This is a genomic window from Candidatus Pelagibacter communis (assembly GCF_001180225.1).
GTDB lineage: Bacteria > Pseudomonadota > Alphaproteobacteria > Pelagibacterales > Pelagibacteraceae > Pelagibacter > Pelagibacter ubique_D.
Genome location: NZ_CVST01000066.1, coordinates 49,145 through 65,013, shown reverse-complemented (window position 1 = coordinate 65,013; position 15,869 = coordinate 49,145). Strand labels below are relative to the sequence as shown.

Sequence of the window (15,869 nt, the reverse complement as noted above, 5' to 3'; positions counted from 1 at the left end):
AATAGTGCACAACTAAATTATAGGTACATTTATGTCTTTAATTAAAAAAACTAAAGATAAAAAAGTAAATTTTGAATTCAATAAAGAATATTTGAGAGTTGTTACCTCTAAAATAGCTGACAATGATGCAAAATTTATTAATGATTCATTCAATGAAATGCATCCTGCTGATGCAGCAGACATAATTGAACACTTAAGTATTAGCGATAGAGAAAGTTTAATTAAACTAAATAATTTTAATATTGATGCAGAGGTTTTTGTAGAATTAAATGAGTCTATACAAACTGAGATAATTAAATATTTATCTTCAGATTCAATTGTAACTATTCTTACCAACTTAGAGTCAGATGATGCTATTTCGATTTTAGAAAATGTACCCGAAGAAGACAAGAACACTATATTAAGCTCATTGCCTCCTAAAGACAGATTTGCTCTGTTAGAAAGCTTAAGCTATCCTGAAGATACTGCTGCTAGACTTATGCAGCGTGAGTTTACAGCTATACCAAGCAACTGGTCTGTAGGTCAAACAATTGACTATTTGAGAGAAAATAAAGATTTGCCTGAAGAATTTTTGGAAATTTTTATTGTTAATGAAGAATTTAAACCTATTGGAACCGTTCCATCATCAAGAGTGCTTACTTCACCAAGAGACACAAAAATGGCAAGCATCATGTCTGAGTCTCAATTATTAGTGCCTGTTGATATGGACAAAGAAGAGGTGGCTAATCTATTTGAAAATTATAATCTAAATTCAGCAGCCGTAATTGATAAAAATAATAAATTGGTAGGAATGATTATGAACGATGATGTTCTTACAGTCCTGAAAGAAGAAGCGGAGGAGGATGCATTGAGGTTAGCTGGTGTAGGTGATGAGGAAATTACCGATGGTGTTGTTACAAAAACTAAAAGAAGATTTAATTGGCTTTTATTGAATTTATTTACAGCCTTCTTAGCAACTTGGTGTATTAGCTTGTTTGGAGCAACTATTGAGCAAATGGTTGTTCTTGCTTTCCTAATGCCAATTGTTGCTTCAATGGGTGGTAATGCAGGAATGCAAACATTAGCTGTTACAGTCAGAACAATTGCAACAAATGACTTAACCCAAAATAATTTTTCATCAAATGTTTTTAAAGAATTTTCAATTGGTATATTAAATGGAATTATATTTGCCATTATAAGTGCTTTAATAGTTCAAATTTGGTTTCAAGATAGTATTCTTTCAATAATCATTTCAATATCAATGGTACTTACTATGATTATAGCTGGACTGTTTGGTATTCTTGTTCCTTTTACTTTAAAAAAAATGAATATTGATCCTGCAATTGCATCGAGTGTTTTTGTTACCACCATTACTGATGTTATAGGTTTTGTCTCATTTTTAGGTGTTGGAGCTTACTTTCTCTAAAAATTATCAATCAATCTTACGTTATCAATATAATAAGCAACAAATAAACGTGAATCTCTTACAGTATTAGATATTTTAAGATTTTTAATTGATCTTAATTCTAAGTATTCAATTTTAATTTTTAAAAATTTCTCAAAATATTTCATTTGAATTCTTAAATTTTGTTTTATTTTTTTATTTTTCACTAAATTTCTTTTTAATTTAATTAGACTTTTGGTTAGAAAACTTGCTTTTTTAATACCATTTAAATCCAAATGATTATTTCTGGAAGATAAAGCTATTTTGTTTTTATTTCTAATAGTTTTGCATGGAACAATAGAAGTTTTATGTTTATTTTTTAGATAATTTTTTATTAAGAAATATTGTTGATAATCTTTTTTTCCCATAAATATTTTTTTTGGATTTACCAAATTAGTTAGTCTTCCCATTACATCTAGTACTCCTTCGAAATGGCCTTTTCTATATTTAGCGCATAAAATTTTATCTTTATTTCCAATTTTTATGTTTGATTTTTTACTATTATTGTAAATATCTTTGAATTTTGGGATGTATAAGAAATCAACCTTTTTAGTTTTTTTTAAAATTTTGATATCCTCTTTAATATTTGTGGGATAATTCTTGAAATCTTTTTTGTTATTAAATTGTTTGGGGTTAACAAAAATACTTACTATTGTCTTTTTGCAAGTTCGATTTGATCTATCAATAAGTGATAAATGACCTTCATGAATACTTCCCATTGTGGGAACAAAACCAATATCATTAAATGGCCTTAAAGATTTAAATAATGAATTATTATTTAATATAATTTTCATTTGTATTAAAATTCTAGATAAGTAAAACATTTATATGATTAAACAAGCAATTATTCCTCTAGCAGGTCAAGGAACTAGGCTTTTGCCTTTAACAAGTGTTTTTGCAAAAGAACTTCTTCCAATAAATGGAAAGCCTGGAATTGAATATATTTTAGATGAGTGCATTGAAGCTGGGATTAAAGAAATTGTTTTTATCATATCAAATAAAAAAAAGATGATTAAAAATTATTTCTACAGTGACGATTTTTATAATAAAATTATAAAAAAGAAAAAAGACTCTAGAATAATTGCTGAATATAAAAAAATATTAAAATATAAAAAATTAATAAAGTTTGTATATCAAAATACACCTAAAGGAACAGGTGATGCTGTATTTAAAACAAGAAAATATATAAAGGATAAATATTTTTTAATGTTATTGCCAGATGATTTAATAATAAAAAAAAACTGTTCTAAAGATATGATTAAAGTTCATCATAAAAATAAAGCATCTGTGATGGCTAGCATGAAGGTTAATTCCAAAACAGTTTCAAGATGGGGTATCTATAGTTTAAATAAAAAAATTTCAAAAAATGATTATTTAATTAATGGTGTGGTAGAAAAACCTGATGTTAAAAAAGCTCCTTCAAATAAAGCTGTGATAGGAAGGTACATTCTTCCTAAAACTATATTTAAAAAACTAGCTAAACAGAAACCTGGCAATGGTGGTGAAATACATATAACAGATGCAATTCAAACTTTAATTAAAGAAGGTGAAAAATTTATTGCTCACAATTTTTTAGGAAAGTATTTAGACTGTGGGACAATGCAAGGATTTATTAATTCAAATAAAGAAATAGGTAAACTATGAAGCTTTGCATGATAGGAACTGGTTATGTTGGTTTGGTAAGTGGTGTCTGTTTTTCAGACTTAGGCAATGATGTTATTTGTGTAGATAAAGATAATAATAAAATTAATAATTTAAAGAATGGTAAAATACCTATCTACGAGCCAGGTTTAGAGGAATTAGTCAAAAAAAATATAAAAAATAATAGATTAAATTTTTCAACAAATTTAAAAGAATCTGTAAGAAAATCTGACATAATTTTTATATGCGTAGGAACACCAACTAAAAAAAATAGTAACAGTGCTGACCTTTCTCAAGTTTATTCAGTTGGAAAAGAAATATCTAAATCAATTAATAAATTTAAAATAATAATAACAAAATCTACTGTTCCTGTTACTACAGGTGATGATCTAGAAAAGATTATTTCAAAAAAAGTAAATAAAAGGTTGTTTTCAGTAGTATCTAATCCTGAATTTTTGAGAGAAGGTGAGGCAATTAGAGATTTTATTTATCCTGATAGAGTAGTTGTTGGTTCAAACGAAGAAAAATCAAAAAAAATACTTAGAAATTTATATTCTCCATTAATTTCAAAAGGTGCGAAATATGTTTCTACAAATAGACGAGCTGCTGAGTTAATTAAATATGCTTCTAATGCTTTTTTAGCAACTAAAATTACATTTATAAATGAAATTGCTAATTTATGCGAAAAAACTGGTATCGATGTTGAAGATATATCCATAGGAATTGGACTTGATAACAGAATAGGAAGTAGATTTTTAAGAGCTGGTCCTGCATATGGAGGCTCTTGTTTTCCAAAAGATACTAAAGCTATTGTATCTACAGCTGATAAATTTAAATCTAATTTATCTGTAATTAAAAGTGTTATTAAATCTAATCAGAATAGATCAGATTTATTACTTAAAAGGCTTCATTCAATAATTAAAAAATTTAATAATAAAAAAGTTTCATTTTTGGGAGTCACATTTAAAGCAAACACTGATGATATGAGAGACTCCTCAAGTTTAAAAATAATTCCTTATCTATCCAAAAGGGGAGCAAAGATTAAATATTATGATCCCACTGGTTCCAAAAAAGAATTTAACAATGTAAAAAATGTAGAATATGCTAATTCAATACAAAACTGTATTTCTGGTTCAGACGTTATAATTATTCATACAGAATGGAATGACTTTAAATCAATTAATTTTAGAAAACTTTCTAAGAATAAAAAACTTATTATTTACGATATGAGAAATATATTCTCACCAACTAAAATAGAGAAACTGGGTATAAAATATTTTGGTATTGGAAGATAGTTTAGTTTAATTCAAATATAGCATCAACTTCTACAGAAACACCAAGTGGTAGACTATTGGTACTTACTGCAGCTCTTGTGTGCATGCCAGCATCTCCAAATATTGATGCAATTAAATCTGAAGCTCCATTAATTACTTTCGGCTGTTCAGTAAAGTCATTTGTTGAATTAACAAATCCAGTTAATTTGATGCATGATTTTATTTTAGACAAATCTCCATCACAAGCAGCTTTTGCTTGAGCAACTAAACTTAATCCACATCTTTTTGCAGCTTCATAACCTTGTTCTGTGGTTAAATCTTTTCCAACTTTTCCCTTAATTAATTCTCCATTTTCATTAATCGAAATTTGACCAGAAATAAAAAGTAAATTTCCAGATTTTTTTGTTGCTACATAAGATCCAACAGGAGGCTTCGCCTCTGGAAGTTCTATTTTTAATTCTTCTATTTTTTTATCAAAATTCATTAACTATTCTTTTTTTTTAATCTTATTTTTAACTTTATCTCCAATTTCTACAAGATTTTCTTTCAGTTCTTTGGCTTTTTTAGATGTCCCTTCTTTTATTTCTTGAGTTTTTTTTGATGTTCCATCCTTTAATTCTTTAGCTTTTTTTGAACTCACTTCTTTTAATTTTTTTGCATTACATTCTATGTACTCTTTTGATAATTTTTTAAATTCATTACATTTATTTTCTTCTGCAAATGAAAAGGTACTTTTGAAATAAAAAACAATGAAAATAATAAATAATTTTTTCATTTTTTCTTTTTATTTTTGCCTTTTTTGTTTTTGTCGTATTCTCTTCTTTTTTCAATTAAGATTAAAGCTTCTTCCATTGTAAGCTCTGTTGGATCTTTTTCTTCAGGTATTGTTGCATTTAAAGATTTATATTTAATATAAGGACCATATTGTCCCTTCATAACTCTAACTGGTTTTTTATCTTCTGGGTGTTCTCCTAAATCCTTAATAATTGAAGAAGACATTCTTCCTGGTTTCGCTTCAGCAATAAGAGTAATTGCACGATTTAATCCTATAGAGAAAATTTCATCAATATTCTCTATTCTAGCAGATTTATTTTCACATTTTAAATAAGGACCAAATCTTCCGGTATTTAAAATGATTTCTTTTTGATTATCAGGATTAACCCCAATTGATTTTGGTAGAGAACATAAAAACTGAGCTTTTTCTAAGTCTATACTTTCTAACTCTAAACCTTTTGGTATAGAAACATTTTTAATTAATTCATTTACATCCGGTTTAGATTTTTTAGTTTTTTTCTTTTTTTTAGTTTTTGTCTCCTCTAATTCCTCTTCCTTAAGTTTTTCATATTGCAGATAGGGGCCAAATCTTCCATTTTTCAAATATATATCATTACCATTTTCATGTTTTCCTAAAAATTTAGGCTCTGCTAACTGTGATTGAGCTGCTGCTTTTGCTTTAGACAAGGGTCTAGTGAATTTACACTCTGGATAATTTGAACATCCAATAAAAGCTCCACCTCTAAAACTATTTTTAAGACTTAGTGAACCCGTATCACATAGCTGGCATTTTCGAATAATATTTCCATCTTTATCGGTATCAAAAATTAAAGCACCTAGACTTTCATTTAAAAGATCTAACACTTCTCTAGTTCTTTTCTCTTTAACTTCAGAAACATTATTATTAAAATCTTTCCAAAACATCTCTAAAACTTTTATCCAGCTTTCTTTGCCAGATGTAATTTCATCTAATTGATCTTCCAAACCTGCAGTAAAGTTATAATCAACATATTTAGAAAACAATTTTTCTAAAAAGGCAGAGATAAGTTTGCCACGATCTGTTGGAAAAAACCTTTTATTTACTATTTCTGCATAACCTCGATTAGCTATTGTGGAAATTATACTTGCATAAGTAGAAGGTCTACCAATTCCCAATTCCTCTAATTTTTTGACTAAGCTTGCTTCAGAGTATCTTGGAGGTGGCTGTGTAAAATGTTGTTCATCCATTAATGCTTCAATATTAATTAGCCCTTTAGACATTTCTGGTAAAATTTCTTCATCATCATCTTTACTTGTATTTGAGTAAACTTTTAAAAAACCATCAAATTTAAGTACAGAGCCACTTGCCTTACATATTGTCTGATTATCTTCTGACTCTATTGTTATGGTGTTTCTGTCAAATTGGGCAACTTCCATTTGTGAGGACAAAGCTCTGGACCAAATTAAATTGTATAGTTTTTGTTGATCATTGCTTAAATATTTTTTTAAAGTGTCTGGTGTTCTATTTATATCTGTTGGCCTAATAGCTTCATGGGCTTCTTGTGCGTTCTTAGCTTTTTTACCAGAATAATTATTTGCAGATTCAGGCAAATATTCATTACCATACTCAATTTTAATAAAATTTCTAAAATCTTTTACTGCATCAGCTGATAAGTTAGTTCCATCAGTTCTCATATAAGTAATCAATCCAACAGTATCTCCATCAATCTCAACACCTTGATATAATTTTTGTGCAATTTGCATTGTTCTTGAAGCTCCAAAACCTAATCTACTAGATGCAACTTGTTGTAATGTTGAGGTTGTAAATGGACCAGAGGGGTTTCTTTTTACAACTTTTGATGAAATATCTGTTATTTGAAATTTTTTCTCTTTTATTTCTTTTATTGCTTTTTCAATGCTATTCTTGTCTCTAAAAGTAAATTTTTCTACTTTGTTACCATTTAATTGTGAGATGCTTGCAGTAATAGTGTTTTTATTATCATCTCCAAATTTAAGAGTAAGTGTCCAAAATTCTTCTGGATTAAATAATTCTATTTCATGTTCTCTTTCAGTAATTAATTTTAAAGCTACAGACTGAACTCTACCAGCTGATTTTGACCCAGGTAGCTTTGTCCAAAGTATTGGGGAAATGTTAAAACCAACTAAGTAATCAAGAGCTCTTCTTGCCATATATGCATCCACCAACAAAGGTTCGATTTGTCTTGGATTTTCAATACCATGAATTACAGCTTTTTTGGTTATCTCATTAAAAACAACTCTTTCAATTTCTTTATCTTTTAAAAGTTTTTTTTCATTAAGATATTCTTTAACATGCCAAGCTATAGCTTCACCTTCACGGTCAGGGTCAGTAGCAAGTATTATTTTTGATGATTCTTTTGCAACATCGGTTATTTCTTTTAAATATTTTTTTGAAAAACTATCAACTTCCCATTCCATTTTAAAATCATGATCAGGATCAACCGATCCATTTTTTGATGGTAAATCTCTTATATGTCCATAACTTGCTAAAACAGTATAATCATCGCCAAGATATTTGTTGATGGTTTTAGCTTTTGCGGGACTTTCAACTATGACTAGATTCATAATCTAACAAACTACTTAAAAGTCTTTGATAGTCAAATTAATAAATTTTAGTCTTGTTTTCCTCTTTGTTTATCAGTCGTTTAATATTTTCTCTATGAGTATAAAATATTAAAATAAACATTATTCCAAAAAAAAATTCATTTTCTGTTGAATCAAAAAGTAACAAATAAATAGGAACTGAGAATGATCCTGTCAGCGATGCTAATGATGAAAATTTAGAAATAAAAAAAGTTACAAGCCAACAAATACCAAAAACTATTCCAAACATTATATTCATACTGCATAATATACCAACATAAGTTGCTACTCCCTTACCACCTTTAAACTTTAACCAAACTGGAAAAACATGACCCAGAAAAGCACATAAAGCTGATACATAAATCAGATCAGGAAAATTTACCTTTACATATAAAACTGGAATAACTGCTTTAACTATATCAAGTATTAAAGTTGAATAACCAATAAATTTATTTCCTGTTCTTAGAGCGTTTGTTGCACCAATGTTGCCTGATCCAATATCTCGGATATCTTTTTTTAAAAAAATTTTAGTCAATATTAACCCAAAAGGGATAGAACCCATTAGGTATGAGATAATACCTATTGTTAATAATTCCATTTTTATATCTTAAATAATTCTTTACCTTTTACAAATGTATTGGTTACTTTTCCTTGAAGTTTTTTGTCCTCAATAGACGTATTTTTAGATTTAGAAATTAAATTTTCTTTTTTTACAATCCAAGGTTTATTTATATCAACTATACAAAAGTCAGCATCATTACCAATTGAAAGATTTCCTTTATTGATATTTAAAATTTTAGCTGGATTAGATGTTAGTGCTTGGATTATTGTTTCAAGTTTTACAGATCCATTATGAAATAGTTCCAAACTTAAAGACAATAAAGTTTCAATACCAGAAGCACCTGTTGCTGCTTGCGAAAATGTCAATCGTTTTGATTCTTCATCTTCAGGTTTATGATCTGAAACAATGACATCAATTGTTCTATCTTTTAATCCTTGGACTAAAGCCAATCTATCTTCTTCTTTTCTCAATGGCGGAGATAATTTTAAAAATGTTTTAAAATCTCCAATATCATTTTCATTTAAGGAAAGGTTATTTATTGAAACTCCACAAGAAAATTTAATATCATTTTTCCTTTGTTTAATGATTTCTACTGATTTGCCTGATGATAGTTGAGATATGTGATATCGACACTTTACTTTTTCTAACAATGTTAAATCTCTCTCAATAATTATTCTCTCAGCCACATCTGGTATACTTGATAATCCAAGTTTTGTAGCGATTATACCTGAATTTATCATACCGTTTTTTGCTAATTCATAATCCTCAGCATGTTGCATTATTAGACATCCTAAATCCTTTGCTGAATTCATTATTCTTGACATTAATCTAGTATTTTGAATTGTCTTTACACCATCTGTAAAAGCTACAATCCCTTTACTAGCTAACAATCCAAATTCTGTCATATTTGTTCCCTCTACATTTTGCGTAAGAGATGCGCATGGAAATATATTAATCTTAGATTTATCTCGTCCTCTTCGTTTTAAAAAATCTACTATTGAAACATTATCAATTACAGGATCTGTGTTGGGCATTGTCACTACAGATGTTACTCCTCCAGATAGAGCTGCATTACTTAAAGTTTTAAAATTTTCTTTATACTCATACCCAGGTTCTCCAACAAAAACTCTCATATCGACTAAACCAGGGAATATATATTTTCCTTTTAAATCAATTGGTTTTTCTCTGGACGGTAAATTATTTGTATTTACTTTTTTCCCTATTGCTTCAATTTTACCTTCTTCTCCAACAATAAGTCCTCCATTTTCATTAATTGAATTTTGAGGATCAATTATATTTGCGTTAATAAAATATTGTTTTTTCATTTATTCACAAAATATTTTTAAACAGGCCATCCTTACAGCAACTCCAAGTTCAACTTGCTCTTTGATTACACTTTTATTTATATCGTCTGCCAATCTAGTATCTATTTCGATACCTCTATTCATTGGGCCAGGATGCATTATTAGTGCATCAGATTTAGCATGATCTAATTTATCAGGTGTTAAACCGTAATATTCATAATACTCTCTATTTGATGACAAATAAGAACTTGTCATTCTCTCATTTTGCAATCTTAGCATCATTACAATGTCACAATCTTTCAATCCTTTTTTCATATCGGTAAAAGTATTAACACCAAATTTTTCAATTTCTTTTGGCATCAAATTTGTTGGGGCAACAATATTTACTTCAGCACCAAGCATTGTTAATAAGTAAATATTTGATCTTGCTACTCTGGAATGAAGAATATCTCCACATATAGCAATTTTTAATCCTTCAATTTTTTTCTTTCTATTTCTTATTGTTAAAGCATCCAGTAATGCTTGAGTAGGGTGTTCACGTCTGCCATCACCAGCATTTAATACTACACAATTTACTTTCTGAGATAATAAATTGCATGCTCCAGAATCTTGATGCCTTATTACAATAATGTCAGGATGCATCGCATTTAGTGTCATTGCTGTATCAATTAAAGTTTCACCTTTTTTAATTGCTGAATTATTCATATTCATTGACATCACATCAGCACCAAGTCTTTTTCCAGCTAACTCAAATGAACTTTGAGTTCTTGTTGATGGTTCAAAAAATAGATTAATTTGAGTTTTGCCTCTAAGAACGTCAATTTTCTTGTTCTTACTCTGATTTAATTTAATGAAAGTTTCAGATTCATCTAAGATGTTGTTAATATCACTAACTGATAGATCTTGGATACCTAACAAATGTTTTTGAGAAATTTTAATAGCTTTGATGTTTTTTGCCATTAAAATTAACTCTATAACTATAAAGCCATTGAATGGCAAGGATTAATTATTTAGATAGTCTATGGCTCCCTGAAGAATAAAAGCTGCTGCGTTCTGATCTATATTCTTCTCTCTTTTAGATACATTAACATCTAGTTGACTTGATAAATTAAAAGCCCCAACAGTTGATAGTCTTTCATCCCAAAGACACACATCAACATCTAACTCTTTATCTATATTTTTAGACACATCATTGACTGACTGTGCTGAAGAGCCTAAAGATCCATCCATATTTAAAGGATAACCAATGATAATTGCCTTGATGTCATTCTCTTGAATAATGTTTTTTAACTCTTCAATTAATTCATTATTTTTTGATTTATGTATAGTTTTATAAGGGGTAGCAATTAATTGCTTTTCGTCACAAATTGATACACCAATTCTTTTTGAGCCCAAATCTAAACCTATCAAACGACATTTTTCTGACTGTTTTTTTTTAAATTCTTCTATTGTGATCATGTTGTATATTTTAAACTATAGTGATAGTTTGCGTCATATTTAAATATCATATGAGCATCGATCTTAAAACCATAAAGCATATATCTAAATTATCAAGAATTTCAGTAGATGAGAAAAAAGCTGAAAAACTTGCTAGTGATTTGAATTCAATTTTTGATTTCATTGAAAAACTCAATGAACTTAAAACTGAAAATGTTGAACCACTTACATCAGTGGCTGAAACGACTTTAAAATTAAGACCGGATGAAGTTAAAAGTAAAAATTTAAGGGAACAAATAATAAAAAATTCTCCAAAAGATAATGAAGATTATTTTGTTGTACCAAAAGTTATAGAATAATGTCTGACATAACCAAGCAAACACTTTCTGAATTAGTTAATAATATTAAAGAAAAAAAACTTTCTTCTTCAGAAGTTACCCAAGCTTTTGTTGATAGGTCAGAAAAATCAAAAGAATTAAACACTTATATTACTGAAGATTTTAGTAATGCTTTAGAAAAAGCTAAAAAATTTGATGACAACCCAAAATTGGATTTAAAATTACCAGGAATACCAATGGCTGTAAAAGATCTATTTTGTACAGTTAATGTAAGAACAACAGCTGGTAGCAAAATATTAAACAATTTTGTACCTAGTTATGAGTCTACCGTTACTCAGAATATTTGGAATGAGGGAGCAATTCTTATTGGTAAATTAAATTGTGATGAATTTGCAATGGGATCATCAAATGAAACAAGTTTTTTTGGCAATGTTCAAAATCCGATCGATAAAAATTTAGTTCCAGGTGGTTCATCTGGTGGTTCATCTTCCGCTGTAGCAGCACAATTAACTCCAATTACAATTGGAACTGATACAGGTGGATCTATTAGACAACCAGCGTCATTTACTGGTACAGTTGGTTTAAAACCAACTTATGGTAGTTGTTCTAGATATGGAATAGTTGCTTTTGCATCTTCTCTTGATCAAGCTGGTCCAATGGCTCAAAATGTTAAAGATTGTGCTTTGTTACAAGAGGTAATTAGCTCATATGATCAAAAAGACTCAACTTCTATTGATTTTAAAAGAAACCAGTACAGCAAAGAATTAATAAAAGACATTAAAGGAAAAAAAATAGGTATACCAAAAGAATATAGAGTTGATGGAATGCCAAAAGAAATTGATGATCTTTGGCAAAAAGGTATTGAGTATGCTAAAGATTGTGGTGCGGAAATAATTGATATTTCTCTTCCACACACAAATTATGCTTTACCAACTTACTATATAGTGGCACCAGCTGAAGCATCTTCTAATCTTGCAAGATATGATGGTGTTAAATATGGCTTTAGAGCTGATGGAGAAAACCTTATTGATATGTATGAAAAAACTAGATCAGAGGGATTTGGAGCCGAAGTTCAAAGAAGGATAATGATAGGCACATATGTTTTATCTTCAGGTTATTACGATGCATATTATTTGAAAGCTCAAAAAGTTAGAAAACTAATTAAAAATGATTTTGATGAAGCATACAAAAAAGTAGATGCAATATTAACTCCATCAACACCTAGTTCAGCTTTTAAAATTGGTGAAAAAACAAATGACCCAGTTTCAATGTACTTAAACGATATTTTTACTGTTCCTGTAAATTTAGCAGGTTTACCAGGAATTTCTATTCCAGCTGGTCATGACAGCAAAGGTTACCCTTTAGGTTTACAAATTATTGGAAAAGCATTTGATGAACAAAATATCTTAAACATTGCTTATGCAATGGAAGAAAAAATTAATTTTAAAAACAAAATTACTGATTGGTGGATTAAGTGAGTAAAGAAAAGTCAGAATATTTAATTAATAGAAATGACAATCAATATGAAGTTGTCATAGGTTTAGAAGTTCACGCTCAAGTACTTTCCCAATCAAAGCTATTTTCTACATCAGCTACTAAATTTGGTGCTGAGCCTAACACACAGGTAAGTTTAGTAGATGCTGCATTTCCTGGAATGCTTCCAGTGATTAATGAATTTTGTGTTAAGCAAGCAATTAAAACTGGAATAGGGTTAAAAGCTAAAATTAACAAAAGATCAGTATTCGATAGAAAAAATTATTTTTATGCTGATTTGCCACAAGGATACCAAATCTCTCAATTTAAGGACCCAATCGTTGGTGAAGGTAAAGTTATTTTGGATATGCTTGATGGTCAAAAAGAGGTTGGTATTGAAAGATTACACTTAGAACAAGATGCGGGTAAAAGTATTCATGATTTAGATCCAAAAAACACCTTTGTTGATTTAAATAGGTCAGGAGTAGCTTTAATGGAAATTGTTAGCAAACCTGATTTAAGATCACCAGAGGAAGTTAATGCTTATATTAAGAAATTAAGATCAATAATGAGATATTTAGGAACTTGTGATGGTAATATGCAGGAAGGCTCTTTGAGAGCAGATGTTAATGTTTCTGTGAGAAAAAAAGGAACAAAAGATTTTGGCACTAGATGTGAAATTAAAAACGTTAATTCTATTAAATTCATGCAAATGGCTATTGAATATGAAGCTAATAGACAAGTTGATTTAATTGAAGATGGAAAAACTGTTGATCAAGAAACAAGACTTTTTGATACTAAAAAAAATGAAACAAGATCTATGAGATCAAAAGAAGATGCTCATGATTATAGATATTTTCCAGATCCTGATTTATTACCACTAGAAGTTTCTGATGAATTTATCGATCAATTGCAATCAGAAATACCGGAGTTACCCGACGAAAAGAAAAAGAGATTTATAGATCAATTTAAATTAACCCCATATGAAGCAAATATCATGGTTTCAGATATTGAAACTTCAAACTATTTTGAAGATGTTGTTAAAAAATCTGACGTTAAATTAGCAACAAACTGGATTATAGGTGAATTATTTGCTGCACTTAATGAAAAAAATTTAGAAATAACCGATAGTCCAATTAGTGCTGGTAATTTATCAAAATTAATTAATTTAATTAAGGATGGCACAATTTCTGGAAAAATTGCAAAAACTGTTTTTGAACAAATGATGGAAGGGGACAAGGATCCTAAAAAAATTGTTGAAGAAAAAGGTTTAAAACAAGAAAGTGATCCAAAAGCTTTAGAGACTTTAATTGATAAAGTAATTGATAGCAATAGAGATAAAGCCACCGAATATAAATCTGGTAAAGTTAAATTATTTGGCTTCTTTGTTGGACAAGTAATGAAAGTATCAGGTGGAAAAGCTAACCCTCAGTTAGTAAATGAGATTTTAAAGAAAAAACTTTAGGTTTATGGGCTCAGATCTAAAAATTAGCACCAAAATTCAAGAATACATTTTAAATAATGGACTAGATCTTCATTCAGTTCAAAAAGAAATTATTTCTTATAATGAGTCTCTGGGAGACATCAAAAGGATGCAAATATCTATCTCACAATCTCAATTTTTACACTTAATAGTAAAAACATCTAATGTTAAAAAAATACTAGAGATTGGAACTTTTACCGGTTTAAGCGCTTTATCAATGTCTCTTGCTTTACCAGAAGACGGTAGAATAATTGCTTTGGATAAAAATCAAGAAACTAACGAAATTGCAATAAAATTTTTTGAAAAAGCAAAGCAAAATCATAAAATTCAAACAATAATTAAACCAGCTTTAGAAAGTTTGAGTGAAATAGAAGAAAAGGATTTTGATTTAATCTTTATTGATGCTGATAAGAAAAATTATAAAGAATATTACGAAAAATCTTTAATATTATTAAAGAAAAATGGCTTAATTATAATTGATAATGTTCTGTGGTATGGTCAAGTTGTCGATGAAAATAGTGATGATAAAATCACTTTAACTATTAAAGATTTTAATAATTATGTTTCCAAAGATAAAAGAGTTGAAAAAATTATAGTTCCATTAGGTGATGGTATGACAGTTTGTAGAAAATTATAATGTTTGATGTTTTTGGATTTTATAAGTTTATTAAAATTTCTTATTTAAAGAAAAATCAAAAAATACTTCAAAATCAATTATTAAATAAAAACACACGTGGAACAATTATCATTTCCAGTGAAGGGTTAAATGGAACAATTTCTGGAAAGAATAAAGATATTAAACTGATCAAGGATTATTTACACAAATTATTTAAATTTGAAAAATTTGATAGTATTAATAATTCAAAAAGCACTTTTCAGCCGTTTCATAAACCAAAAGTAAAAATTAAAAAAGAAGTGGTTCCAATGAATTTAAGTTTAAAAAAGAGAATTAAAAAAAAAGATAGTCACGTTAACCCTCAAAAGTGGAACTCATTAATTAAAGATAAAAAAACAGTTTTAATTGATGCGAGAAAACCTTTTGAATATAAAGTTGGAACTTTTAAAGGTTCAATTAATCCAGATGTAGATAACTTTCGAGATTTTCCAAAATATCTTAAAAAATTAAAAAAAAATCAACCTATTGCTATGTTTTGTACTGGAGGTATTAGGTGTGAAAAAGCGTCAGTCTTTTTGGAAAATAAAGGCTACAATAATGTCTACCAATTAAAGGGTGGTATTTTAAACTATTTAAAAAAAACAGACCCAAAAAAAAGTTTATGGAAAGGTGAGTGCTTCGTCTTTGACAACAGAATTAGTTTAAAGCATGGTTTGAAAATAGGTTCTTACTCAATGTGTAGTGGATGCAGAAAACCCATTTCTTTAAAAGATAAAAAATCTAAAAAATATGAAGAAGGGGTTTCTTGTCCAAATTGTCACGATAATTTAACAAATGATCAAAAATCGAGATTTAGAATGAGACAAAAACAAATTAACCTTGCCAAAAAAACTGGAAAAAGTCATATCTTTCAAAAAGAATATTAAAATATTTTTATTTTAAA

The 15,869-nt window shown here is 28.6% G+C and carries 16 protein-coding genes; 8 read left to right on the top strand and 8 right to left on the bottom strand.

The genetic code is table 11. The annotated features are described in order from the left end of the window. The first annotated feature begins 31 nt into the window (after window positions 1-31). Window positions 32-1,405, top strand: coding sequence for a magnesium transporter (gene mgtE / locus AMN99_RS05365; protein WP_075506783.1), 1,374 nt, complete (start codon window positions 32-34; stop codon window positions 1,403-1,405). Here the strand turns inward: mgtE and panC are convergent. Further along, complete coding sequence (panC, locus tag AMN99_RS05360; RefSeq protein WP_256998123.1) at window positions 1,402-2,217, bottom strand: pantoate--beta-alanine ligase; 816 nt, start codon at window positions 2,215-2,217, stop codon at window positions 1,402-1,404. The two genes, mgtE and panC, sit on opposite strands and share 4 nt — an antisense overlap. A 34-nt stretch (window positions 2,218-2,251) precedes the next feature. Here panC and AMN99_RS05355 point away from each other — a divergent pair, with 34 nt between their 5' ends. Continuing rightward, window positions 2,252-3,067 (top strand): sugar phosphate nucleotidyltransferase, encoded by an 816-nt coding sequence (locus AMN99_RS05355; RefSeq protein WP_075506781.1) that lies wholly within the window; start codon window positions 2,252-2,254, stop codon window positions 3,065-3,067. Beyond that, window positions 3,064-4,359 (top strand): UDP-glucose dehydrogenase family protein, encoded by a 1,296-nt coding sequence (locus tag AMN99_RS05350; RefSeq protein WP_075506780.1) that lies wholly within the window; start codon window positions 3,064-3,066, stop codon window positions 4,357-4,359. Before AMN99_RS05355 ends, AMN99_RS05350 begins: the two co-directional genes overlap by 4 nt. A 1-nt stretch (window position 4,360) precedes the next feature. Here AMN99_RS05350 and AMN99_RS05345 read toward each other — a convergent pair whose 3' ends face one another. Genes AMN99_RS05345 through ruvX form a run of 7 tightly spaced genes read right to left on the bottom strand, consistent with a single transcriptional unit; the run spans window position 4,361 to window position 11,037 of the window. After that, a complete protein-coding gene (locus AMN99_RS05345) occupies window positions 4,361-4,822 on the bottom strand; it encodes a RidA family protein (protein WP_075506779.1) in 462 nt (153 codons plus the stop codon). A 3-nt stretch (window positions 4,823-4,825) separates the two neighbouring features. Then, on the bottom strand, window positions 4,826-5,113 hold the full coding sequence (locus AMN99_RS05340; RefSeq protein ID WP_075506778.1) for a hypothetical protein: 288 nt from the start codon (window positions 5,111-5,113) through the stop codon (window positions 4,826-4,828). Further along, window positions 5,110-7,695: a type I DNA topoisomerase gene (topA, locus tag AMN99_RS05335; protein ID WP_075506777.1), complete on the bottom strand. Its 2,586-nt coding sequence runs from the start codon at window positions 7,693-7,695 to the stop codon at window positions 5,110-5,112. Before topA ends, AMN99_RS05340 begins: the two co-directional genes overlap by 4 nt. Before the next feature lie 37 nt (window positions 7,696-7,732). Further along, window positions 7,733-8,311, bottom strand: a complete 579-nt coding sequence (gene plsY / locus AMN99_RS05330) for a glycerol-3-phosphate 1-O-acyltransferase PlsY (RefSeq protein WP_075506776.1) — start codon at window positions 8,309-8,311, stop codon at window positions 7,733-7,735. A 2-nt stretch (window positions 8,312-8,313) separates the two neighbouring features. Further along, entirely contained in the window at window positions 8,314-9,600 is a 1,287-nt protein-coding gene (gene pyrC, locus AMN99_RS05325) for a dihydroorotase (RefSeq protein ID WP_075506775.1), read from the bottom strand. Further along, window positions 9,601-10,539, bottom strand: a complete 939-nt coding sequence (locus AMN99_RS05320) for an aspartate carbamoyltransferase catalytic subunit (protein WP_075506774.1) — start codon at window positions 10,537-10,539, stop codon at window positions 9,601-9,603. It abuts the gene before it with no gap. A gap of 42 nt (window positions 10,540-10,581) precedes the next feature. Then, window positions 10,582-11,037 (bottom strand): Holliday junction resolvase RuvX, encoded by a 456-nt coding sequence (gene ruvX / locus AMN99_RS05315; RefSeq protein WP_075506773.1) that lies wholly within the window; start codon window positions 11,035-11,037, stop codon window positions 10,582-10,584. A 50-nt stretch (window positions 11,038-11,087) separates the two neighbouring features. Here ruvX and gatC point away from each other — a divergent pair, with 50 nt between their 5' ends. Genes gatC through AMN99_RS05290 form a run of 5 tightly spaced genes read left to right on the top strand, consistent with a single transcriptional unit; the run spans window position 11,088 to window position 15,852 of the window. Then, entirely contained in the window at window positions 11,088-11,375 is a 288-nt protein-coding gene (gene gatC, locus AMN99_RS05310; RefSeq protein WP_075506772.1) for an Asp-tRNA(Asn)/Glu-tRNA(Gln) amidotransferase subunit GatC, read from the top strand. Then, window positions 11,375-12,832 (top strand): Asp-tRNA(Asn)/Glu-tRNA(Gln) amidotransferase subunit GatA, encoded by a 1,458-nt coding sequence (gene gatA, locus AMN99_RS05305; protein ID WP_075506771.1) that lies wholly within the window; start codon window positions 11,375-11,377, stop codon window positions 12,830-12,832. The genes gatC and gatA overlap by 1 nt, the downstream gene beginning before the upstream one ends. Continuing rightward, window positions 12,829-14,292, top strand: a complete 1,464-nt coding sequence (gatB, locus tag AMN99_RS05300; RefSeq protein ID WP_075506770.1) for an Asp-tRNA(Asn)/Glu-tRNA(Gln) amidotransferase subunit GatB — start codon at window positions 12,829-12,831, stop codon at window positions 14,290-14,292. Before gatA ends, gatB begins: the two co-directional genes overlap by 4 nt. A 4-nt stretch (window positions 14,293-14,296) precedes the next feature. After that, entirely contained in the window at window positions 14,297-14,947 is a 651-nt protein-coding gene (locus AMN99_RS05295; RefSeq protein ID WP_075506769.1) for an O-methyltransferase, read from the top strand. Beyond that, window positions 14,947-15,852 carry an oxygen-dependent tRNA uridine(34) hydroxylase TrhO gene (locus tag AMN99_RS05290; RefSeq protein ID WP_075506768.1) on the top strand — a complete coding sequence of 302 codons (906 nt, stop codon included), beginning with the start codon at window positions 14,947-14,949 and terminating at the stop codon, window positions 15,850-15,852. Before AMN99_RS05295 ends, AMN99_RS05290 begins: the two co-directional genes overlap by 1 nt. The last annotated feature ends 17 nt before the right edge of the window (window positions 15,853-15,869 follow it).